Consider the following 22,227-nt stretch of genomic DNA (forward strand, 5'->3'; position numbering starts at 1 on the left):
AGGAATGATGAATATGTCCAGCAGTCCTCATTCAGAAGTGAAAAAAGAGGATACCTTTGCTCCAGGTTCGTTTGCCGTTAAGCTGAAGTGGCCGTTACTAGGGTTAATCTTTGTATGTATAAGTTTTATACTTTCTATCGGTTTTGGAGCAATTCCCATCTCATTTAAGGTTATCCTTGACTCATTTCTTTCCTTCCAACCCGATAATATGGAGCATCAGTTAATTCGTGAGGTTCGATTACCGAGAGCGATTACGGCATTACTTATTGGAATAGCACTTGCGGCGGCTGGCGCTATAATGCAAGGTATTACTCGCAATCCGTTAGCCGATCCATCAATCATTGGAATCACACATGGAGCTGGCCTTGCCATTGCTATTTATCTCGCAGTATTTTCCACTGGTTCGTATTGGGTACTTCTTATCTGGTCCTTTGCCGGATCTGCAATTGCTGCGTGTATCGTTTTGGCTTTTACAGTCATATCGAAGGATCGAACATCTCCTGTAACGTTAACACTAGCTGGTGCTGCCCTTAGTATGCTTTTTAGTGCATTGTCTACAGGAATTGCCATTCATTATCAATTATCACAAGATTTAAGCTTTTGGTTTGCAGGTGGTCTATCTGGAACAAAGTGGATGCACGTCACTATATTAATTCCTACTGTGATTATTGGACTCATCCTTTCAATGTGGATAAGTAGACCTTTAACAATTTTATCAATGGGTGAGGATGTTTCGAGCAGTCTTGGCCAATCGAATGCAAAGATTCGAATCATTGGACTTCTAGCAGTTATTATCCTCTCCGGGATAGCTGTTTCGATAGCTGGAATGATTGGCTTTTTAGGTCTCATTATTCCACATATTGTACGCTTACTCATTGGCAGTGATTATAGGTGGATCATCCCTTGCAGTGCAATATGCGGGGCACTTCTCCTTATCATTTCAGACATCGGGGCAAGGATGGTTAATCCTCCGTTTGAAACGCCAGTTAGTGCCATTACTGCCATCTTAGGTGTACCTGTTTTCTTATATTTATCTCGCCAAAAGAGGAGGTCGTTGTAGTGAATAACCGTTCCTTTTCCATACGTCCCTTGGCATGGATGGTATTTTTTTCTCTGCTTATATGTGTAATTTTTGTTACCAGTTTATCCACTGGTGTTTTATCCATTAGTGTTCGTGACATAATACTGACTATTTCAGGAAATGGATCTGCTCAGCAGGAGCTTGTTCTCTTTGAACTCCGATTACCGAGAATGATACTTGCCATTTTAATTGGAGCAGGTCTGGCTTTATCGGGTGCCATATTACAAGGATTGTCTCAAAACTCCCTTGCGGATCCCGGTATACTTGGAATCAATGCAGGGGCAGGTCTGGCTGTTGTTTTATGTATATACTTTTTGCAAAGTCAGTCTGATAGTATTGTCTTGCATTCTCCCTACTTCCTCCCTCTGTTTGCATTTATAGGAGCGATGACTACTGCCGTTCTTATTTATGTTTTCTCGTGGAAAAAAGGAGTAGATCCCGGTCGCCTGCTGCTAGTAGGAATTGGTATTAATGCATTATGCGGGGCATTACTTATTATCTTCCAGCTGAAAATGGATCCAAGAGATTTTCAAAAAGCAACCATATGGTTGATAGGGAGTATTTGGGGAACGCAATGGAATTATGTATATGCACTACTACCATGGCTGCTACTGATTGTGCCAATTTCCTTTTTCAAAAGCAGAACTCTTAATGTATTACTTTTAAGTGATTCTATTGCAAAAGGACTTGGTATGAAGGTTGAATGGCAACGGGCCTTTTTACTTTGTACTTCAGCTGCACTTGCTGGAGCTTGTGTTTCTGTTGGGGGAGGAATCTCTTTTATCGGTTTACTTGGACCTCATCTCGCAAGACGTCTCATAGGCTCTAACTATTACATTCTGCTTCCACTTTCAGCTTTAATTGGTGCGTTACTCGTCTTGTTGGCTGATTTAATTGGGAAAAATCTATTAGCACCCGCAGACATTCCAGTTGGTGTAGTTATTTCAATTATTGGTGCACCCTATTTGTTAGTTATGCTCCTTTCTAGAAAAGGAACATCTTTGAAGGCATAAAAGGGAGGTATCTCCCTTTTAACCTATTTCTTGTGGATCTTTATATGTCTTTTGACCGAGCATGTTGTATACTTGCTGGTTACCTTCTAATATGTACGCCGGTCCTGGTTTACCTTGATTTTCACGATGTCCTTGGAGATGGATTTCACTCGTTTCCCATGCCTTCCAATTTTCTTCAGATTCCCACCGAACGAGCACGATTACTTCTTCATCGCCTCTTCTTTGTTTCTTTTTAAACACACTTAAATCAATAAAACCCGGCTGTTCTTCAATTACACCACGTCCTGCAAATCGTTCCACCATCTTATCTGCATGACCTTCAGTCACTTTAAATGATTTTAATTGTAAAAACATGAATATTCCCTCCTTTTCTTAATACGTTCATTATAAATGAGAATAATTATCATTTTCAATACATTTTTACAATTATTTGCTTTTTTTGAATTGAATGCTAGTTTGGTAGGTTATTATTTGTGCTTAAAATTCTTCAACTCTTACCAAGACTCTAATATTTTACTGGTAATAAAAAAGAGGATGTCCCATAAGTCTTGAATCGTTGACTTTGGGCTATCCTCGCTTTTGTATTACTCTATTCCGTCAATACTAATTTTCTTTACCGGTAAGAAGTCTTCACCAGTGTCCAAGTAACTAATTTGAACACGATCCCCTTCTTGCAAATAAATTACCAGGGGTTCATTTTCAGATGAAACAATAAAGTTTTGACGAGTATTTAACAAGAATGAGACGACTGTGTAATCCCCATTCTTTTCCTTATACACTCTCTCTATCGTTCCACTCGTTTTCTTTTCCTCCGCATCAGAGCTGCCATCTACGGTACTTCCTCCTCTTTGAAGCGATGTTTTGTACTTTTTCAATGCATCGTTTGGAGTATTACCATATACAGAGATTTCAGGATTTGCTGCAGATACAATGAAGTAATTTTGCAAGAATCCGTTTGAATCTAATACTGGTGCTAACCAGCTAGCTTCTCCATAGAAGTTATACAGAATCGGCATCGCTCCATGCCACTTTTTCTCAATGAACTTCTTTTCTATAATCTGTAAGGCACCTTCAGAATCCATATACGATTCTTCTAGATTTCCAGTATAATACGTTGCTTTTCCGGTTCTTCCATTTGTGAGAGAGTACCCTAACATCGAATCGACACCCTCTTTTGGACTTGAAAAGTCAGTGAAGTAATACATATCTCCCGCTTCATCAAATATCGGGCTGACATTTGCCTCTGTACCTTCATCAGAAGGCAGCTTCACATCTGTTTTCCCAAAAATACTGTTCCAAAACCCGTGTACATAGTTTCCAAAATAACTATTTTGTAAGCTTACAGCTTCCGGGGAAACAGAACCATCTATAAATGCTGGAACTTCAGATAACGGATACAACTCCGCCCGACCGCTTTTAGGATTTACGACGACAACTCCCTTTGCAACAAACCCGTTTCTTGCAGATACAAACTCACCAAAGGTTCGAATGTAATGTGGAGCTCCTTCATCATCAATCTCTAATTGTGGATCACCATAAAAAATATATGTCGGATATTCCATTCGGATTTTTCTATCTATATTTTTATGGAAATAAGCAGATGGAGTATAATTCATGTCTGCTTTAATGAATTTAGGATTTGCTGATGAATCAGTGGCACTTAAACTAAAATAACCTGGAATTTTATCTCCATTCACCCATTTAAAAAATCCTGAAAACTCAACTGGTGCAATATATACAAATTCTCCATTGATCTTTTGAATTTGCAGGTTGCCAAGTTCATAGTAACTCGTATTCGGGACCTGACCAAATGCTTTTCTCATCTTATTACGAGCAAATTGAGGTGGTACACTTGCAGGAGTTTTTGAGTCATCGAATGCTGTAATCTCTGTTTTTTGATCCATCTTAGCAATTTCGTACTTCTCATTTGCGTTAAATATTGTCGCCGATAACATATAAATCGCCAAAAACAGCGTTCCAATAAATAAGACGGCCTTAAACACTCGTTCTTTTCCAGAAGCTAAGAGTGCTCCTGCACCGGTAATCACAATTGAATACATCCATAACGATGAAAAGTTCCGATCCAGATTACTGAAGTAGTAGAAAGCAAAGGTTAAAGGTATGATTAGAACTAGTGTAAAAATAAATCCAGATTGTCTATACTTGCTTTTCTCTTTTTTCTTATGATTCGTGAAGGGTAGCACAATGATTGCTGTAACTAACCCAACAATTAGGGAAAATAAAAATATATTGCCCATTTACGTTCTCCTTCCAAAACTGAGTTAGTAGTTTATACGTTTCTATCTTCTCAAAAGTTTCATTTAATTTTCCAATAGATTAACAACTATTTTTTCAAACGGAATATTCTATTTAGGATTTTTATATGATACATTGGATGGGGTTAGTGGTTTTGGAGAAACTTGGATAAACTGGTATTTATTTTGTGAAAAATTGTTGAATCCTACTTAACACTACATACGTATTACATGACAGGTATACAAAGGAGGGAAAGGTTTATGGAAAGTAAAACAAAGAGGCTTCTTGCAGGAGTTACAGCAGCTGTTGTAGCCGGTAGTTTGGTTGGTTGTTCAGATGCAGAGAATCGTACTGCACCACCTACTGATACAGATTGTGATGAATGGGACTGGGATAATAGTGATGGCGTATGGGAATGTGATGACAACTCTTCACGTTACTACGGACATTTTTTCTACGGTGGAGGCTTTTTTCGAAGCAAAAGTGCCTTATACTCAAGTCCTTCTTATAAAAGCTATAAGAGCAGCTCCAGTTTTCAAGGTGGTAAAGGATTCGGAAGTGGCAGTAGCTTTAGCGGAAGTTAATCATGATATTAGTTGGGAGGAAATAAAAAATGGGTAATCTGTTACAAAGCTTTTCTATTTATGCATTAACGGCATTGGGAGTATTTATTGCGGCAATGTTAATAATCGTCTTGGTTACACGTCATAAAGAGTTTGAATTAATTGGAAAAGGAAACCAAGCTGCCGCTTTATCATTTGGTGGTAAACTACTTGGTATTGCCTTCGTTCTTGGTTCAGCTATTACAAACTCTGTTTCGTTATTAGACATGGTTATTTGGGGTGTAGTTGGACTTGTCGCTCAATTACTATTCTTCTTCATCTCAGAACTCATTACGATTCGTTTTAGTATTTCAGATGCTATTGAAAAAGACAACAAGGCTGTTGGTATCTTATTATTGCTTTTATCTTTATCTGTTGGGTGGATCGTGGCAGCTTGCTTAACTTATTAAACTATAAAAATCTGCCCCATTTCTAATGGGGCAGTACTTTTATTCTGTTACTTTCGTTACATAAACTACATAACATTTACGGTCTTCATCCATTTCAGCTGAATCTCTGACCATTTGGCCATAGCCTGGAACTTCAATGACATCTTTTAGCAAATAGCGAATTGCCTCCCAATGTGTGTTCAGTTGAAACGTATGAAGAAGGGTCATCTCTCCAATATTTCGATATTGCCTGATTTCCATATGAATTCCATTTGGGTATGTTTTCTCATTCGAAAATTTTGTGGCCGCTCCTTTTTCTTGAATAATTAATACTTCTTCATCTCCAGCCATTTCATTTGAATATAACTCATATTCTCTTCCATCCTTAATAAAAAACTCACAAAGCTGACGGGCATATATTTCATCTTGCTCAATTGTAGAGGTAGAATATTCATAAAAAGGGATATACGACGTACCTGATTGTATGTAATACACCATTGTCTTCACTATAGATTCCTCCCATTTCTTAATATAAAAATCATACCATTATTGACCTATCGAAAGAAACCGATAATGTATAATGGAACTTACTAGATAACAAAAGGTGTTGGTTACATTGAATTTACAAGAACATATCGATAAAAGAGAAAAATTTTATCATCAAGTACCGGAATTTTGGGCAGATTTATACGGCCAAGAATATGGTCTTTACGATGTTCACCTTGTAGACAAGGAGTTCGTGCGTCAAGCAAGAGAATTCGCTCATAAAATGGGACAGCTTTTTTTCAAAACAGCCAGTCTACTTCGCTCGGAGACAATTGGTGAAGAAACATTTTTAGAAATGGGGTATCCAAAGGAAACCATTAAGTTTATGAGACAAGTTGGGATCTCTGCCGAAACTGTAATTGGACGGTTTGATTCCGTTTTTGTTGAAGGTACTCATAAACTATTAGAATTTAATGCAGATACTCCCACTTTTATTTACGAGCTTTTTAGAATGAACGGTAGGGTTTGCGAAGAGTTTGGGTATAAAGATCCTAATGTGAATGAAGAAGAAGTATTGAAAAATACCGTGCAGCAAGCAATCAAAGATTCTTATAAATTATTAAATCGCTCTCACTACCCTAACATTGTATTTACCTCACACCACGACCATGTGGAGGACCGAAATACACTTCTTTATTTAATGGAGCAATCAGGACTTCGGGCAAACTACGTCCCTCTTCACGAACTAACCATTATAAAAGGTGAAGCATTGCTTGATAACGAAGGTCGTCCCATAGATGTTTTATATAGGCAAACGTTTCCTATTGAGAGTTTAATTTTAGATGAAGATCACGAAACTCATGAAAAAATCGGATTACAACTGATGGATCTAGTACTTAAGCGGAAACTTGCAGTTGTAAATCCTCCAAGTGCCTTTTTATTACAAAATAAAGCCGTCATGTCGGTTATATGGGGCTTGCATGAAGAACAATCACCGTTCTTTTCTGAAGAGGAACATAGTTGGATTCAGGAGCATTTTTTACCAACGTATCTTGAGCCAGATGCATTTTTAAAAAATAAAGTGAAGTTTGTGAAGAAGCCTATCTTTGGTCGCGAAGGTGATACGGTTGAAATCTTTGATGGAAGTGGAATGAAAGTCGAGGAGGAATTGCAAAAAAGCTATACTCACTACCTCTCTGTGTATCAAAAATACGTTGATTTACCGAAAACAACATTTAAAACGGTTAAAGGTGTAACAGAAGGTCACATCATGGTAGGGACATTTTTATTAAACGGTGAAGCAAGTAGCATAGGGTTTAGAGTCGGTCACCAAATAACAAACAACCTTAGTTATTTTCTACCCGTTGGAATGAACAAGTAAGGAGGAGTTTTATTGTTTTTCTTTGCGAAGTTTTGGCAGCAGGTTATGAATTTAAGTTTTTTCGTAGTCTTTATTTTTACTTTTATTATTCTTTCATTGTCTGCAGGAATGTTTTATATCGTAGAACCCGAGACATTTCCTACGTACTTCGATGCTTTTTGGTACACAATGACAACCGCAACAACGGTCGGATACGGTGATTTTTATCCAACGTCTACGTTAGGCCGGGTCATTGGAATGTTCTTTTATATATACGGTATTTTGCTATTAACCATTTTTATCGGAAAAATGCAAAGTTCGGTTATTCAATACAAGAGTGCACGGGAGGAAGGAAGAATGGATTTTCATAAAAAGGATCATTTTGTATACATTGATTGGTCGAAGCGAACGAAAGAAGCAATTGATGAAGTGCTAACGGCTGATCCAACGTGTCATATTGTTTTAATTGATGAGGCGTTAGAAAAAATTCCGTACGATCACCCACATGTTCACTTTATCTCTGGAGATCCTTCTGAGGAAAAAACGTTACTAAGAGCCAACATATTAGAAGCGAAACGAATTGCCATATTTTCAGATGATTCCATTGATAAACCAACACTTGCAGATGGAAAATCATTATTAATTGCAACCGCAGTTGAATCGCTATCAGAAAAGCACGGCAAAAATTTACATACGATTGTTGAAGTGATGAAGGAAGATAACATCCCTAAATTTAAGCATGTGAAAGTGGATGACTTTATCTTATCAAATGAATCAGTTTCTAGATTAATCGCAAATGCTACAATTAACCCTATGTCGAGCAATATTTTTAATCAGTTGTTGAGTAAACAGTACGGTGAAGATTTATATGAAATTCGAAGAAAACCTCATTGGAATACGTACCGAGATGCGGCAATGGAGCTATTTGAACAAGGAGCTACCCTTATCGCTGTCGGCATGCATATGGATGTGGCGAAGCGAGCGAATGAACATTTAGCAGATTCAGATCGCTTGTATATTGTGACGAGTGGTGAAAAGGCGAAGAGTTTGATGTAATATATAACAAAGTCCCTTCTCTGTTGGTGAGAAGGGACTTTAATTTGTTTATCTAGCTTTTTTTCTACGGAAAAACCAAACGATAAATGTAATACCACCAATAGCGATGAGTGCATACGCAATGTTAGAGTAGATGTCCATGTAATATAGGATATCTTCCCATGACTCCCCTACTGCTGCTCCTACACATACAAGTACGATGTTCCAGATTAATGTCCCGATTGTTGTGAAAACGAGGAACAAACCAAAGTTCATATTGGACATCCCTGCTGGAATGGAAATGAGGCTTCGAATTAATGGAATCATTCGGCAAAATAAAACCGTCCAATAGCCGTATTTATCAAACCATGCATCCGCTTTATAAATATCATCTTTGGATACTCGAAGAATGTGTCCCCAGCGGTCTACGATTTTCTCAAGGCGTTGAACATCGAGTAAACGACCTACACCGTATAAAATGATTGCTCCGAGAACTGAACCTAGTGTGGCAGCGATGATGACTCCAGGGATGGTTAAATCCGTTGTTGTTGTCATAAAACCACCAGCTGTTAACACTACTTCCGATGGAATCGGCGGGAAGATGTTTTCTAATGCAATCAATAGTAATATTCCAATATATCCGAACTGCTCCATAAATTCCGTAATCCAAGTTTGCATGCTAATCCTCCAAAATTACATTAAAGTTGTACTAGTTGTTTTAGTTCCTCGTCTATTTGATATGCTTGTATGTTTAAACTTATGCTTGTTTTATGAGTTACTTGTCTTCTACTACATGTTATTGTATCAAAGATTGTCTTATTTGCTAGCCTTTTATAAATTTTCTTCATTTGTAATGGGGTGAGTGTTGGACGGGGAAGCATGATCTGGCGATATTTTTATTTTTTTGGCGAAGTCCGCTTTTTTTCTGGCGATTTCAGAATTTTTTTGGCGATATGCTGCTTTTTTCTGGCGAAATTTTGATTTTATCAGCTTTTTGTAAATATTAACCATATTATAACTCAACCCAAAAAGAACTACCTAGCAGGCAGTTCTCTTTTCGATGCAATCGTATTTACTATAAAATTAACGAGTTTTTCAGCCTCAATACCTCTATCGTCTTTTAACGCAGAAAACTCAGTAACTTCCAATCCGACTAGTCTAGGATCCTTCAGAAGTTCTTTTAGTAACATAGAACATTCTTGGTATGTTAGTCCTTCTTTGCTTGGTGAATATGCTGCTGGCATTTCTTTTTCATTGATGACGTCAACATCAAGATGGAGCAGTATTTTCGTATCTTTTCCACACTTCTCTAACACTCTTTGAACCGCAGCGTGAATTCCGAACTGTCTTAACAAGGGAAGAGAGATTGGATCAACTGCTGTTTGAGTGTAACCGGTTTGACATCCAATTACAGTGAAGTTATTCGCACTAAGGTGTTTTGGCCAAAATATATTTGCGTGTGTCAGAAACCACAACCCCATCGCAGCAGCTCCTACACAGTTCTCCGGCTCAGGAGCCACATCATCAACATGGGCATCGATTACAATAACATGAACATCCTCACCAAACTTCTCTGTTAAATTTGTTGTCGTCCCGACTATGATACTACAATCTCCTCCGAGAATCAGCGAGAATACATTCTCTTCAAATAGCTTTGCTTTTGTAAGTTCTTCCCACACCAACCTCGGTCCTGGGTAATGACGAATCGGTGGGGTATTATGTCTTGGCAAAAAGTTCGGAAGGGTAATATCGCCATAATCCGTCACCTCTGATACTTCCTCCAACTTGCTAATAAGTCCCGCTTCCCTCAAAGCCATTGGACTCAACTCAGTACCCGAAAACAAAGCTCCCATATTCGTCGGTACCCCTACAACATTAACCTTCATGCCCAAACCCCTTTAACAATTTACTACTTTAAAGGAATGGGGGCCAGGCCCCCATTCCTTTAAAGTGTTGAAGTGAAGAGGGGTATGATTTTGTCATACCCCTAAAGAATGATTTTATTTTTCAACGTATGCCCATTTGTATGATACTTCTGGACCGAAGGAGTGAATGGGTACATTTTTTACGAATTGTTTTTGTAGTAGTGATGTACCACGTTGGTAAAGTGGTGCTATTGCTGCGTCTTCTTCTAACAGGATTCTTTCTGCTTCTTGAATTGCTTCAAAGCGTGCAACTTGATCGCCTGCTAATGTTGTTTTTGCATCGTTGATCAACTTATCGAATTCAGCGTTCGAGTATCCCATCTTGTTGTGTCCACCGTCTGTTACCCAAAGATCCATAAATGTCATGGCATCTTGATAGTCGGGCCCCCATCCAGATAATTGGATATCATAATTCATGGCATCATCTATCTCTAAACGTTGCTTGAACGGTACGTTTAATAGCTTGATTGTTAAGCCAGGTAAATTTGTCTCCAGCTGATTTTTGAAATACTCTTGCGTTTTCATCGCTGTTTCAGTGTCTCCGCCTAATAACTCAAGCTCAATGGAGCTTTCTCCTAATGCTTGTAATCCTTTTTCCCAATGCTCTTGGGCGACTTTTACATCACCATTTAAAAACTCAGGATTTTTCACGCGGAAGTCTTCTCCTGTATCTGGGTGTGAAACAAAGTCCTTTGGTACTGCAAAATAAGCTGGAATTGAACCGTTATTTAAAATAACATCTGTAAAACCTTGCTTATCAATTGCCATACTAATCGCTTTACGAATATCTACATTGGCCAGTGCCTCACGCGTTTGATTGAACTTAAAGAAGAATAGCGTTGGCTCTCCATACGTTACTAAATCTTCATGATCTATATATTTTGATACATAGTCAGAAGCCAAGCCTTGAGTTCGATCAATCTGTGCTGTTTCATATAAACTCACTGCTGTTGCAGGGTCTTTTACGACCTTTACCACTACTTCATCTAGCTTTACAGTTTCTGAATCCCAATATGATTCATTCTTTACTAGCTTCCATCCTTCTTCATGCTGCCATTCTTCTAATGTAAAAGGTCCGTTATAGATTAAGTTCTCACTTTCTAGTGCATAGTTTTCACCTTGCCCAGTACGGAACTCTTCATTTTGTGGTAAAAATACCGCAAACGTTGTAAGTGATAAGAAATAAGGTGTTGGTTTTTCAAGTGTGACTTGTAATGTTTTTTCGTCTTGTGCAACTACACCTAAGTCTTCTACTTTCATTTCACCTTCTGCAATCTTAGCTGCGTTTTTAATATCACCCATGATGAAGTTATACTGTGATGCACTGTTTGGATCTACTACTAAACGCCATGCATATACGAAATCATGTGCAGTTACGGGTGTTCCATTTGACCATTTAGCATCTCGTAGTTTAAACGTATACACTAAACCATCTTCACTTACTTCATGACTTTCAGCTATTCCAGGTGTCGGTTGGTTATTTGTGTCTAAACGATATAACCCTTCAAATACTTCGTTCATTACTTGGAACGCTACTGCGTCAGTACCTTGAACAGTATCCATTGTTGGAATCTCAGCTGTTTCAATTGTGCGAATCACTTGTTTTACTTCACCAGCTTCATCTGAACCATTCTTCTTGCCTTCATTACTAGTTCCTCCGCTACATGCTGTAAGGAACATACTTAATAGAAGGGATAAAGCTAAAAGTATTGACCCTTTCTTGTTCATTGATTCTACCCCCTAGCTAGACTTTCCAGGTGAGCAAATTTTATATCTTTCCATTATGATCACATCTTAATTGAATCTCTTATTCCGGCATGATGAGATTGTAATTTAGGGAGGTTACAAGTCTATCCAACCGGTCGTTTGGTATTCGACTTAAGACATTTTCTTAATGGTTGCTTCTGGATGTTTTTATCATATCGCCTTCCTTCACAATTGTAACCAACCAATTGGATATTACTTAACCAACCAATTGGTTAATATTTTATTAATATAAGGAATTTATAGATAAACTGATGAAATAATTGGTGTGGAAATTACCAACCAATTCGGTTATACTATAATAAATAGAATATAATGGAATTTTATATAGGAGGTTTCACGATGAACGTTGTGGTGAACACAGAGTTAAAGGTTCCTCTTTACAAACAAATCGCCCAGCAATTAGAGTTACATATTTTAAATGGGGAATTAGCAGCAGGATCGATTTTACCGACTGAACGAGATTTAGCTCTACGAATAGGCGTGAATAGAAGCACAATCACCACTGCTTACAATGAACTTAGACAAACAGGACTTGTTTATTCTAAACAAGGAAGCGGCACCGTGGTTAGTGAACATATATGGGATATTGTTCCGAAAAATTTAATTAACTGGAATCATTCTCGTAATGTAACGTTTACTCCAACACAGCCTTTAACGAAACGAATTTTAGAAGTTAGTAAACATCCAGAAATCATTAATCTTGCAAACGGAACTTTACCTTATGAACTACCCGAACACCAGGTAAAGCAAATTTTCTCAAACTTATCTGATGCGTATAAAAATGAATCGAATTCTTTCATAGATTGGAAAACGAGAGAAGTGTTGAGTTCACATTTAAAGAAAGATTGGCACCTTCCTACATCGCCTAACAATATTTTATTAACTTCAGGAATCAACCAATCTATGCTTTTACTCATTCATTGCCTGCTTAACCCAGGAGATGCAATCGCTGTAGAGGGGCCTTCTTACACATACACAGTCAAACTTTTCGCATCATTTGGAATTAAAATTGTAAAATTACCTGTTTATGAGGATGGAATTAATCCAGAGGAAGTTCGCGAATTATATAAGCGTCACCGAATTCGAATGCTTATGACAACACCTACCTACCAAAATCCGACCGGGGTGGTAATGAGTCTTGAAAAACGAAAAGAACTGCTAGCTGTAAGTAATGAATTAAAGATTCCAATTATCGAGTTCGATTGCACAAGCCCTTTGAATTTCGCGACTGAACCAGTTCCACCATCACTTTATGAATTAGATGAAACGAACGAACTGGTGATTCATATTGGTAGTTTCACAGATACGCTTGGACCGAATATAGAATTAGGCTGGATCCTTGGATATCATACAATCTTCGAACATATAAAAGATGCAAAATATCAAATGGGTCTCGGACCGTCACGCACGACGATGCAGTTTACCGCGGCATATATCCAAAGCGGATTTTGGAACGGAAATCTCCAAACATTGAAGGACACATTAAGTCATAGAAGTAATCTTCTCCATTCATTCCTTCAACAATATGTCGGCGATAAAATTACGTATCAACGTCCACTAGGCGGTCTAAATTATTGGTGCTCACTCAATATGGATTTACATCATGAGAATGAATTAATGGAAGCATGCATTCATCAGGGAGTCATTATTGTACCAGGAACTGTTTACGGGGCTGAAAAGGGATTCGTTCGTTTTTCAATTGCGAATAGTGAGGACAATCAAATTGAAGAAGGTGTGAAGAGATTTAGTAAGGCGCTTAAGAATATTAAGAAGTATGTTTAACCACAAGATAAACGGCCCTCCACTGGAAGGCCGTTTAAACTATTTTTGAACATAAACAGAGACAGAACCACCATTCACAAAAAATTGTCCCCATCCATCACTGTTAATTGTAACTGTATTTGTACGATTGCCGGTCATATCATACCAAACTTCTCCAGCATTTCGAGTTCCTACATACATCCATTTCGATCCGCCTGGTCCATCTGTAATGAGAGTTGCGAGACCTGAATTTACGCGAGAACCCTCCCCTTCTCTTGTCCATCCAACGATATCCCAATGATCTAAGTAATCATGTTGTGTGCCATAGGCATAGTTTTTACGAGCTGTTAAAAGTGGATCAATTTTAGATTTCAACGCTGGAATTTCATAACTCGTGTTTCCATTCGTACCATAATAATCCCCGTAAAAAACAGAAGGATATCCCTGGCCACGAGTTAAAATAAAGGCATACGCCAAAGGTTTAAACCAAGAGCTTACGACTGATTCAAGTGACTGACCTGGCTGAGAATCGTGATTTTCAACAAGAGTCACTGCAAGTGTAGGATGACTCGCCACAACTGTGCCATTTAAAATATTTCTCATATCGTAATTCCCGTTGCTAGTTGAAGCATAATGGAAATTGTAATGCAAAGGTGCGTCAAATATAGAATGATTATAATTTGTTTTAGCTAAATAGTTATTTAAAGCATTGATATCATTTTGCCAGTATTCAGCGACTGTAAACATCTCTTTCCCAGTTTGTGCTCTAACATGGCCTACCCAATCACGTAAATAATCATGTTTTATATGTTTAACAGCATCTAAACGAAAACCGTCTAATCCGAGCTCTCTCGCATACCATGTTCCCCAGTTTTTCATTTCGTTCGCTACGTCTGGATGACTAAAGTCTAGATCAGCATACATGAGGTAGTCGTAGTTTCCTTTTTCTCCAGAGACCTCCCAATCCCATGCCTTTCCAGTACCTCGAAACTTATAAACTCGATTCAAATCTCTTCTTTCATCCCAATCAGTTCCATCAAAATGATACCATCTCCACTTAAAGCTAGAGTGGGTATTTCCACGCCCTGGAAAGTTGAATCCTGTCCATGCATCAATTTGATAGTCACCTGATGATTCAATATTTCGGTTGTTTGGATCTACTTCAACAGCCGTTACGGCCTCTGTATAATCCGCTCCACCTTTATGATTCATGACCACATCGCCATAAACTTGAATATTTTGGCTATGTAAAGCAGAAATAGCTGATTTCAATTGTGACTTCGTACCATACTTCGTTCGGATTGTTCCTTTTTGATTGAACTCTCCTAAATCATATAAATCGTAAGCACCATAACCGACATCATTTTGCGTTGTACCTTTATAAGCAGGCGGTATCCAAACTGCTGTTATACCTTTACTTGCTAGATTTGAAGTATCATTTTGCAATCGTGACCAGTGAGCACCATCATTGGGTACATACCACTCAAAGTACTGCATTAAAGTTCCGTTATTAGATGTTGCTGCATTTGCTGGCTGTTGGCCAGCAAAAGAAGGCAATAACAAAATAAGAGCTAGAATTAATAATAAACCAATCTTAAACTTTTTCATTTCTATCTCATCCTTCCAATAAGTTTATGAAAACGTTTGCACGTTTATAAATATTATTATAATTGGCATTTATGTCCCTTGATAAGTCCAATATTCTCATATTCTAGTTAAATCGTTCTAAAGATAGATATGTAAAAAATAAGAAATAGATTTTATAGACTATATATATAAAACTCAATAGTTACATAGTTGGAATAATGTTATGACTGTAACTGTGTTGTAACTGAATGCGGTTAGTCTAATGTAGATTTTTAAAAAAGAGGAGGAATCTATATTGTTAAAAGTAAAACAGGCAAGGCATCTTTTAATTATTTTAACGCTTCTCATCTCTTCCCTAATTCCCTTTACCTCTACTACACTCGCTGCAGGTCAATTTCTCTCGTATAGTCACAATAATAAATCGTATAAAGTTTACGTCCCAAGTGGATATCAAAGTGGAAATCCCGTTCCTATGGTTGTCATGTTACATGGGTGTACACAAAATCCAGACCAATTTGCCACAGGAACAAAAATGAACGCAATTGCTGAAAGAGATACCTTCATTGTCGTTTATCCTGACCAACCTTCTTCTGTTAACCAAAATAAGTGCTGGCAGTGGTTCTTATCTGGACATCAGTCACGCGGGGTTGGAGATCCAGCTCATATCGCAGGAATTACTCAAAAGGTGAAGCAAAACTTCTCTATTGATTCGGAAAGAGTGTATGTTACAGGATTATCTGCCGGGGCAGCGATGTCTGTCATTATGGGAGCAACTTATCCTGATATATTTGCTGCCATTGGGGTTGGGGCTGGACTTGAATATAAGGCAGCAACTTCTGAAATCAATGCATATAGTGCTATGTCTGGCGGTGGACCAAATCCTGTACAACAAGGAACTGCTGCATATCATGCAATGGGGTCGTACGCAAGGGTTGTTCCAACCATTGTTTTCCACGGCACATCCGATTACACTGTATACCCTGTTAACGGGCACCAAGTAGCCTCACAATGGGTACAAACAAATGATTTAGCTTCTGACGGGAATGATAATAACAACATTGATGATACTCCAGATGAAACAATTACAGGTCAAGTACCTGGTGGACGAAGCTATACAAAATATATTTATAAGGACACAACCGGAAAGTCGATCGTGGAGAAATATATGATCGAAGGGATGGGGCATGCATGGTCGGGTGGAGATGTTGCCGGTTCCTATACTGATCCAGGGGGACCAAACTCAAGTGAAATCATGTGGCAATTCTTCAAAAACAATCCGAAAAGTGGGGCTGATACAACTCCTCCAAAAACGACTCCGTCTCGAGCAGGTGGAACATTTTCAAGTTCTTTAACAGTCGAGTTGAATACAGATGAACCTGCTACAACTTACTATACAACAGACGGCAGTACACCAACTACCAACTCAACAATCTATACCACACCTATTTCCATTCACTCAACAACAACATTAAAATTTTTCAGTATTGACGGATTTGGAAACAAGGAAGCAGTGAAATCAGCATCCTACACAATCTCAAACTCTAGTGATACTACTGCCCCCATTACTACGGCATCACCAGCCGGTGGTACGTATGCAAATTCAGTAACCGTTCAATTATCGTCAAATGAATCCGCTACTACCTATTTTACAACGGATGGAACTACTCCTACTATGAACTCGACTAAGTACACAGGGGCTATAACTCTTACCACTAACACAACTCTTAAATTTTTCAGTGTGGATTCAGCAGGAAATATAGAAGGGACGAAGACAGAAACCTATACCATTACCAATACGAGTAATACAGTATCTTTCTCTAGTATTGGTCAAGAGGATGGGTTTGTTGGAATGTATTTAGCTGATGGACTTAGTAACACTGTACTCAAGGTTGGTGATAAAGGGATGAGTAACCTTGATACGTACAGGAGTATATTATCCTTTGATACGAGTGGATTGGATGATAGCGCAACAATATCGAGTGCAAAACTTCGTATTTATCGAAAAACAATGACCGGTACAGTTAATTCTTTATCACTGAGTATCATAAAAGGCTATTGGTCAACCTCGAGTAATCTCGAGCAATCAGACTATGGAGCAACGCCTTCATCTAATGGAGCGCTCGATATATTAACTATGGCTGTTCCTTCTGTCAACAATTCCTATACAGAAATTTCCATCCCGATAAGTGCGTTAACATATGTAAACAAAAATGGACGTACTCAATTCCGAATAAAAGGAAATACATCTGCAAACTTTGCTTCCGATGTGTTAGAGCTTTATGGAGGTGAGAGCGGGATATACGCACCACAGTTGATCATTACAACGAACTAAAATAGAGGTTGGGACAAAACTAAAACACGATACTCAAAGACGAACAATTTCAAATTAGATAGCCTTTTAATACAGCTGTTAATATCCGTGCAAGACTTCGCTTTCCGCGGGCGGTTGGTGAGCAGTTCCTCCCTGCGGGGTCTCACCTAACTCGCTTCTCCCGCAGGAGTCTTCGTCTTACACTCCAATTAACAGCTAAAACATACTTAAAACAAAACTAGTCTCTAACAAAACAAATAAAAAAATCCGAACTCATTCAAATCCTATTAAACGAATTTGAGATGATTGTTCGGATTTTTCTTCGCCGAAAATACTTTTGGAACAGCCTCTACCAATTACTCTTTCACAAACTCCTTTGTACTTCTCACCGTATCAATTGGACGAACGAGCTTTTCGATTTGTTCGCGTTTTGGTTCAAGGAATGGCGGAAGTGATAGCTTTTCACCAAGTGTTTCGTATGGTTCATCTCCCATAAATCCAGGACCATCTGTTGCAAATTCAAATAATATTTGTGGAGCTACTCTTACATATAAAGACTCGAAGAAATATCGATCTACATGACCTGATGTTTGGAAACCGAATTGCGGAATACGGTTAATCCATTCATCTAAAGCTGCACGATCTTCTACTCTGAAAGCAACATGATGAACAGTTCCGAATCCTTGTCTTGCAAGAGGAAGAACCGTATTATGTTCGACAATTACTTGTGCACCGTTGCCCCCTTCACCTACTTCAAATAAATGAAACGGTCCATCACTTGCAATTTCCTTAAATAATAAAACTTCCTCCAGCACCTCTTTAAAATAATCAAAATTTGAAATTCGAATAAAGGTTGGCCCAAGTCCCGTAATCGCATACTCTAACGGAATCGGCCCCTTCTGCCATGGTGTTCCAGTCGCTACTCCTTCATTGAATTCATCTGAAATAAGCTGATACTGTTGACCATCAAAATCAACAAAGGAAACTGTCTTTTTTCCAAACTGTTCTTTAATTCCTGTATGCTTCACATCAAGTTGGTCAAAACGCTTCACCCAATACTGTAACGCTTCATCAGTTGGTACCCGGAACGATGTTTTCGAAATCTCGTTCGTTCCATGTGTCCCTTTTGCAATACCAGGGAAATCGAAGAACGTCATATCCGTACCAGCACTTCCTGTATCGTCTGCAAAGAATAAATGATAGGTTTGGATATCATCTTGATTTACTGTTTTCTTTACTAATCTCATTCCTAATACATAGGTGAAAAATTCATAGTTCTTCTCAGCACTACTTGTAATGGCCGTAACGTGGTGGATTCCTTTTAAATGATTCAAAATATCTCCTCCAATTTGGATGTCTATATTTTATAGTTTACCTTATTGTCCCTATTATTACTCTTAATTAAAATATCTTTAACTCGAGATAAATATATCATGTTTTTTTTGCATCGTCAAATTATACATAGTTTCATTGGAAAGCTACACTGTAAAACAAACGCCCAAATTCATATTGTTGGGGTTTTATCTATTCCATTCTTCTAGTTTTAGCATAGGTTAGTTAATGGAAACAAGGAGGTGATTAGATAAATGAGTGAAGCAGTTGGAGGTACAGGATTCGGATACGGCGGTGGATTCGCCCTTCTTGTTGTATTGTTTATTCTTTTAATTATTATTGGATCTTCTTATGTAGGTTCAGGATACTAAAAGAATCACCTGTCTTTATTACAAGAAAAGTGTATATGGAAAAAACTGAATTGAGTTCTATAATCAATCCGAGTCTTATCATGAAAAAAGCTATCAGATTATTGATAGCTTTTTTCTACATTCTTTAGGGTCCTTTCGATAATAAAATCCTTCATCGGTTGTCATAAAAGATTACCAGTGTTTCCCTCGCCTCGGCCAACGTGTTGTAATCTTCTAGGCGGTTCTATCATAAAATGGGTGATAATCACATTCTATAGTGCACGATTTGCGAAGGTGTAAAGAAATGATTCGGGGAGTGTATTAAAATGAGTGTACTAGTTTTAGGTGGAGCAGGATATATTGGGTCACATGCAGTTTATCAATTAATAGATCAAGGGGAACATGTAGTAATTATTGATAATCTAGAAACCGGACATAGAGAAGCGATTCATCCAAAGGCAAGTTTTTATGAAGGAGATATACGAAATATCAATTTCCTTCGCTCAGTATTTGAAAATGAAACGATCGACGCTGTTATTCATTTTGCTGCCAATTCACTTGTTGGAGAATCAATGGAAGACCCGTTAAAATATTTTGATAACAATGTATACGGAACACAAGTATTGCTTAAGGTTATGGTTGAACATAATGTAAAAAAAATTGTATTCTCCTCCACTGCAGCAACATATGGAGAACCAGAAACAGTACCGATTACTGAAACTGTTCCAACACACCCTACGAGTACGTATGGTGAAACCAAACTTACGATGGAAAAATTAATGAAGTGGACAGAACAGGCTCATGACATCAAATATGTCTCTTTACGTTACTTCAATGTTGCAGGTGCAAGGGAAACAGCTGAAATCGGTGAAGATCACAGACCGGAAACTCACTTAATCCCAATCATTTTACAAACGGCGTTAGGTCAGAGATCTCATATTACGATCTTCGGTGAGGATTACGATACGCCTGACGGAACTTGTATTCGTGACTACATTCACGTTGAGGATTTAATTCAGGCACACCTTTTATCATTAAACTACCTAAGAAACGGTGGAAAAAGTGATGTATTCAATCTTGGCAGCAGCCAAGGATTTTCAGTCAAAGAAATGATTGAATCAGCAAGAAAAGTGACAGGTAAAAACATCCCAGCTAAAATCGGCTTACGTAGAGCAGGTGATCCAAGTGTACTAATCGCAAGTTCTGAAAAGGCGAAACAGACGTTAGGCTGGAATCCGACACGTACTTCAATTGAAAATATTATCGAAGATGCCTGGAGATGGCATTCTACTCATCCACATGGATATAAAAAGGTTGTGCCCAAATGATTTACCCTTCTTTCTCGTCTCAGTAGCGACGAGTGATCAAACAATAACCATTCATCCCTAATGGAATCCAACACACTAAATCGGACAAAACACTGTAGGAATGCTTCTACAGTGTTTTTCACTCTAAGATAGGAGTGCATTATGTGGCATCGGCAATTAGACCCATACAGAGTATCTTTAATAAAACAATCGATATACGCCTTCAGCTATTTAATTAGAAAACTCAACTATCTCAATTTGATTCCCACTAGGGTCTTCAATTATATAATAACTCCCTGGTGGACAAGGTTTTGGTTCATCAAAGAGTACTTTTACCCCCTTCGACTTCATAGCATTGAAATCCAGTTGAATATCGTTGGAAAGAATCCCTATTAATACGTTATTCCCGCTATTCGTTGTCTCTACTTCCTCTAAAACAATCGGTACTTCCTCGTGCACTAGACTTACAATTTTTTCTCCGTAATACTTGGAAACCTTAAAATCTAGTACAGTTGTATAAAATTCAACCGCTTCTTGTAAATTGACAACTTTCACTGTTAGTACACAGACTTTGTTTAACATTTTATCCTCCTATTTTAAAATCCTATCTATACTTAAATTAAACTTTTGAATTGTAATTCCCTGCAAAATGAAAAAAGAGTGCAAACAATTTTGTCTTGTTTGCACTCTAACTAGTTCTTCACTTATTCATATTTTTATAGTAGCTTTATACTCAATGGATATATATAAGGTTCTTCAGGCTCTGTGATTTTCTCCCATTTTGTAATCTTAATAATTGGCAGCTCCATGTCATTGTATGTTGTAAGTTCAATGACTCCCTCTGCCTTGATCCATGTATCTACATCAAGAGAAGAGGCTTCTGGAAACTCTGATAAGAATCCTATGATACTAGCATCTGCCACACAATGAGTAATAATAAATCTTGAAATAACCAATTGTTCCGGTGTGAAACCTTCTTCTTTATAGACAAACCCGTTTAATTCTATTTTTCTTCCCTCGTATTTGCTAATATCTTTGTGCATTTCCTCATAATAAGCATTATATACGAAGTCATCCATTTTAATAGTTTGGCTATCTTCTAGTTTACTTATTAATTGGTCATACTCTTCTTGAGAGATTGTTTTTTGGTTTTCTAATAAAGGACTTTCAAGAAAGCTTTCGTCTTCTAAACTATCAATTGAGCTACTTGTATCCTCTTGTGTAACATCTTGTTTCTGTTCAACGGTCTCTTTTTTCTGTTGTTGATTTGAAAGGATTGCCATCCCCCCTTTTTTGCTTGCAACTGCTGCATCAAGCGTCTTAGGTGGAAGGAAGAAACCTGTTAAAAGTGGGGTAATGATTACACAATAAGACACTAGTTTTTTTACATTAAATTTACTGTCCCCATGGTCGTGGGTACATGTATGATCGTGATGCTGACAATCATGATGATGTCCTTCTACTTTCGCTGTCCATATTCTTGTTACTTGTATAAAGAAAAGAATTAAAAATAATATAGAAGCGATCTGACTTAAAGCTTCATATTTCGGATTAATAAACTTTGTAATTTCACCTGTGAAATGCATGTTAAAAAGAAGAGCAGAAAATGCAAGTAGTATCAATGCTCTCACTGCCTGTTGAAAATGAAATTGCATGAATATCCCT

General features: G+C 37.9%; 21 protein-coding genes. 10 read left to right on the forward strand and 11 right to left on the reverse strand.

Features of this window, described 5'->3' with window-relative positions:
• Positions 1 to 13 precede the first annotated feature (13 nt).
• Both JR050_RS14825 and JR050_RS14830 read left to right on the forward strand, forming a co-directional pair.
• Positions 14 to 1,060, forward strand: coding sequence for a FecCD family ABC transporter permease (locus JR050_RS14825; protein ID WP_204204282.1), 1,047 nt, complete (start codon positions 14 to 16; stop codon positions 1,058 to 1,060).
• A 38-nt stretch (positions 1,061 to 1,098) separates the two neighbouring features.
• A complete protein-coding gene (locus JR050_RS14830) occupies positions 1,099 to 2,094 on the forward strand; it encodes a FecCD family ABC transporter permease (RefSeq protein ID WP_204204389.1) in 996 nt (331 codons plus the stop codon).
• A gap of 18 nt (positions 2,095 to 2,112) precedes the next feature.
• Here JR050_RS14830 and JR050_RS14835 read toward each other — a convergent pair whose 3' ends face one another.
• Both JR050_RS14835 and JR050_RS14840 read right to left on the reverse strand, forming a co-directional pair.
• Positions 2,113 to 2,448, reverse strand: a complete 336-nt coding sequence (locus JR050_RS14835; RefSeq protein ID WP_204204283.1) for an antibiotic biosynthesis monooxygenase family protein — start codon at positions 2,446 to 2,448, stop codon at positions 2,113 to 2,115.
• 230 nt (positions 2,449 to 2,678) lie between these two features.
• Positions 2,679 to 4,352: a hypothetical protein gene (locus tag JR050_RS14840; RefSeq protein ID WP_204204284.1), complete on the reverse strand. Its 1,674-nt coding sequence runs from the start codon at positions 4,350 to 4,352 to the stop codon at positions 2,679 to 2,681.
• 258 nt (positions 4,353 to 4,610) lie between these two features.
• On the opposite strand from JR050_RS14840, the gene JR050_RS14845 reads away from it, so the two are divergent.
• Positions 4,611 to 4,934, forward strand: a complete 324-nt coding sequence (locus JR050_RS14845; RefSeq protein ID WP_204204285.1) for a hypothetical protein — start codon at positions 4,611 to 4,613, stop codon at positions 4,932 to 4,934.
• Between the two features lie 29 nt (positions 4,935 to 4,963).
• Complete coding sequence (locus JR050_RS14850; RefSeq protein ID WP_204204286.1) at positions 4,964 to 5,362, forward strand: DUF350 domain-containing protein; 399 nt, start codon at positions 4,964 to 4,966, stop codon at positions 5,360 to 5,362.
• Between the two features lie 39 nt (positions 5,363 to 5,401).
• Here JR050_RS14850 and JR050_RS14855 read toward each other — a convergent pair whose 3' ends face one another.
• Positions 5,402 to 5,848, reverse strand: a complete 447-nt coding sequence (locus JR050_RS14855) for an RNA helicase (protein WP_204204287.1) — start codon at positions 5,846 to 5,848, stop codon at positions 5,402 to 5,404.
• A gap of 109 nt (positions 5,849 to 5,957) precedes the next feature.
• Here JR050_RS14855 and JR050_RS14860 point away from each other — a divergent pair, with 109 nt between their 5' ends.
• Positions 5,958 to 7,208, forward strand: coding sequence for a glutathionylspermidine synthase family protein (locus tag JR050_RS14860; protein ID WP_204204288.1), 1,251 nt, complete (start codon positions 5,958 to 5,960; stop codon positions 7,206 to 7,208).
• 12 nt (positions 7,209 to 7,220) lie between these two features.
• The gene (locus tag JR050_RS14865; protein ID WP_239454418.1) at positions 7,221 to 8,243 is read left to right on the forward strand and encodes a potassium channel family protein; all 1,023 of its coding nucleotides are present in this window, start codon (positions 7,221 to 7,223) and stop codon (positions 8,241 to 8,243) included.
• A gap of 48 nt (positions 8,244 to 8,291) precedes the next feature.
• Here the strand turns inward: JR050_RS14865 and JR050_RS14870 are convergent, their stop codons facing one another.
• The 4 genes from JR050_RS14870 to JR050_RS14885 form a co-directional block, all read right to left on the reverse strand.
• Entirely contained in the window at positions 8,292 to 8,900 is a 609-nt protein-coding gene (locus JR050_RS14870; RefSeq protein ID WP_204204289.1) for a DedA family protein, read from the reverse strand.
• 153 nt (positions 8,901 to 9,053) lie between these two features.
• On the reverse strand, positions 9,054 to 9,233 hold the full coding sequence (locus tag JR050_RS14875; protein ID WP_204204290.1) for a hypothetical protein: 180 nt from the start codon (positions 9,231 to 9,233) through the stop codon (positions 9,054 to 9,056).
• A gap of 23 nt (positions 9,234 to 9,256) precedes the next feature.
• Positions 9,257 to 10,108: an arginase family protein gene (locus tag JR050_RS14880; protein ID WP_204204291.1), complete on the reverse strand. Its 852-nt coding sequence runs from the start codon at positions 10,106 to 10,108 to the stop codon at positions 9,257 to 9,259.
• 114 nt (positions 10,109 to 10,222) lie between these two features.
• Positions 10,223 to 11,875 (reverse strand): peptide ABC transporter substrate-binding protein, encoded by a 1,653-nt coding sequence (locus JR050_RS14885; RefSeq protein ID WP_204204292.1) that lies wholly within the window; start codon positions 11,873 to 11,875, stop codon positions 10,223 to 10,225.
• Between the two features lie 378 nt (positions 11,876 to 12,253).
• On the opposite strand from JR050_RS14885, the gene JR050_RS14890 reads away from it, so the two are divergent.
• Positions 12,254 to 13,696 (forward strand): aminotransferase-like domain-containing protein, encoded by a 1,443-nt coding sequence (locus JR050_RS14890; protein ID WP_204204293.1) that lies wholly within the window; start codon positions 12,254 to 12,256, stop codon positions 13,694 to 13,696.
• 39 nt (positions 13,697 to 13,735) lie between these two features.
• On the opposite strand, the gene amyS is transcribed toward JR050_RS14890, so the two are convergent.
• Positions 13,736 to 15,283 carry an alpha-amylase gene (gene amyS / locus JR050_RS14895; protein WP_204204294.1) on the reverse strand — a complete coding sequence of 516 codons (1,548 nt, stop codon included), beginning with the start codon at positions 15,281 to 15,283 and terminating at the stop codon, positions 13,736 to 13,738.
• 274 nt (positions 15,284 to 15,557) lie between these two features.
• Here amyS and JR050_RS14900 point away from each other — a divergent pair, with 274 nt between their 5' ends.
• Positions 15,558 to 17,594 carry an extracellular catalytic domain type 1 short-chain-length polyhydroxyalkanoate depolymerase gene (locus tag JR050_RS14900; RefSeq protein WP_239454419.1) on the forward strand — a complete coding sequence of 679 codons (2,037 nt, stop codon included), beginning with the start codon at positions 15,558 to 15,560 and terminating at the stop codon, positions 17,592 to 17,594.
• A 335-nt stretch (positions 17,595 to 17,929) separates the two neighbouring features.
• Here JR050_RS14900 and JR050_RS14905 read toward each other — a convergent pair whose 3' ends face one another.
• The gene (locus JR050_RS14905) at positions 17,930 to 18,907 is read right to left on the reverse strand and encodes a ring-cleaving dioxygenase (RefSeq protein ID WP_204204295.1); all 978 of its coding nucleotides are present in this window, start codon (positions 18,905 to 18,907) and stop codon (positions 17,930 to 17,932) included.
• A gap of 252 nt (positions 18,908 to 19,159) precedes the next feature.
• Between JR050_RS14905 and JR050_RS14910 the strand changes: the two genes are divergently transcribed.
• Together JR050_RS14910 and galE are read left to right on the forward strand one after the other, a co-directional pair.
• The gene (locus tag JR050_RS14910; protein WP_204204296.1) at positions 19,160 to 19,276 is read left to right on the forward strand and encodes a YjcZ family sporulation protein; all 117 of its coding nucleotides are present in this window, start codon (positions 19,160 to 19,162) and stop codon (positions 19,274 to 19,276) included.
• Positions 19,277 to 19,581: 305 nt separating this feature from the next.
• On the forward strand, positions 19,582 to 20,583 hold the full coding sequence (galE, locus tag JR050_RS14915; protein WP_204204297.1) for a UDP-glucose 4-epimerase GalE: 1,002 nt from the start codon (positions 19,582 to 19,584) through the stop codon (positions 20,581 to 20,583).
• Positions 20,584 to 20,793: 210 nt separating this feature from the next.
• Here the strand turns inward: galE and JR050_RS14920 are convergent, their stop codons facing one another.
• Together JR050_RS14920 and JR050_RS14925 are read right to left on the reverse strand one after the other, a co-directional pair.
• Positions 20,794 to 21,144, reverse strand: coding sequence for a VOC family protein (locus JR050_RS14920; RefSeq protein WP_204204298.1), 351 nt, complete (start codon positions 21,142 to 21,144; stop codon positions 20,794 to 20,796).
• Positions 21,145 to 21,278: 134 nt separating this feature from the next.
• Positions 21,279 to 22,217, reverse strand: a complete 939-nt coding sequence (locus tag JR050_RS14925) for a TIGR03943 family putative permease subunit (protein WP_204204299.1) — start codon at positions 22,215 to 22,217, stop codon at positions 21,279 to 21,281.
• Between the last annotated feature and the right edge of the window lie 10 nt (positions 22,218 to 22,227).

Source organism: Bacillus suaedaesalsae (genome assembly GCF_016890225.1).
GTDB lineage: Bacteria > Bacillota > Bacilli > Bacillales > SA4 > Bacillus_BS > Bacillus_BS suaedaesalsae.

Excerpts from the sequence above, each read along its gene's own strand:
- JR050_RS14885 (WP_204204292.1), bottom strand. The coding sequence starts at position 11,875 with ATGAACAAGAAAGGGTCAATACTTTTAGCTTTATCCCTTCTATTAAGT.
- JR050_RS14925 (WP_204204299.1), bottom strand. The coding sequence starts at position 22,217 with ATGCAATTTCATTTTCAACAGGCAGTGAGAGCATTGATACTACTTGCA.
- JR050_RS14830 (WP_204204389.1), top strand. The coding sequence starts at position 1,099 with ATGGTATTTTTTTCTCTGCTTATATGTGTAATTTTTGTTACCAGTTTA.
- JR050_RS14890 (WP_204204293.1), top strand. The coding sequence starts at position 12,254 with ATGAACGTTGTGGTGAACACAGAGTTAAAGGTTCCTCTTTACAAACAA.
- JR050_RS14825 (WP_204204282.1), top strand. The coding sequence starts at position 14 with ATGTCCAGCAGTCCTCATTCAGAAGTGAAAAAAGAGGATACCTTTGCT.
- galE (WP_204204297.1), top strand. The coding sequence starts at position 19,582 with ATGAGTGTACTAGTTTTAGGTGGAGCAGGATATATTGGGTCACATGCA.
- JR050_RS14880 (WP_204204291.1), bottom strand. The coding sequence starts at position 10,108 with ATGAAGGTTAATGTTGTAGGGGTACCGACGAATATGGGAGCTTTGTTT.
- JR050_RS14910 (WP_204204296.1), top strand. The coding sequence starts at position 19,160 with ATGAGTGAAGCAGTTGGAGGTACAGGATTCGGATACGGCGGTGGATTC.
- JR050_RS14840 (WP_204204284.1), bottom strand. The coding sequence starts at position 4,352 with ATGGGCAATATATTTTTATTTTCCCTAATTGTTGGGTTAGTTACAGCA.
- JR050_RS14845 (WP_204204285.1), top strand. The coding sequence starts at position 4,611 with ATGGAAAGTAAAACAAAGAGGCTTCTTGCAGGAGTTACAGCAGCTGTT.
- JR050_RS14835 (WP_204204283.1), bottom strand. The coding sequence starts at position 2,448 with ATGTTTTTACAATTAAAATCATTTAAAGTGACTGAAGGTCATGCAGAT.
- JR050_RS14920 (WP_204204298.1), bottom strand. The coding sequence starts at position 21,144 with ATGTTAAACAAAGTCTGTGTACTAACAGTGAAAGTTGTCAATTTACAA.
- amyS (WP_204204294.1), bottom strand. The coding sequence starts at position 15,283 with ATGAAAAAGTTTAAGATTGGTTTATTATTAATTCTAGCTCTTATTTTG.
- JR050_RS14870 (WP_204204289.1), bottom strand. The coding sequence starts at position 8,900 with ATGCAAACTTGGATTACGGAATTTATGGAGCAGTTCGGATATATTGGA.
- JR050_RS14850 (WP_204204286.1), top strand. The coding sequence starts at position 4,964 with ATGGGTAATCTGTTACAAAGCTTTTCTATTTATGCATTAACGGCATTG.
- JR050_RS14875 (WP_204204290.1), bottom strand. The coding sequence starts at position 9,233 with ATGGTTAATATTTACAAAAAGCTGATAAAATCAAAATTTCGCCAGAAA.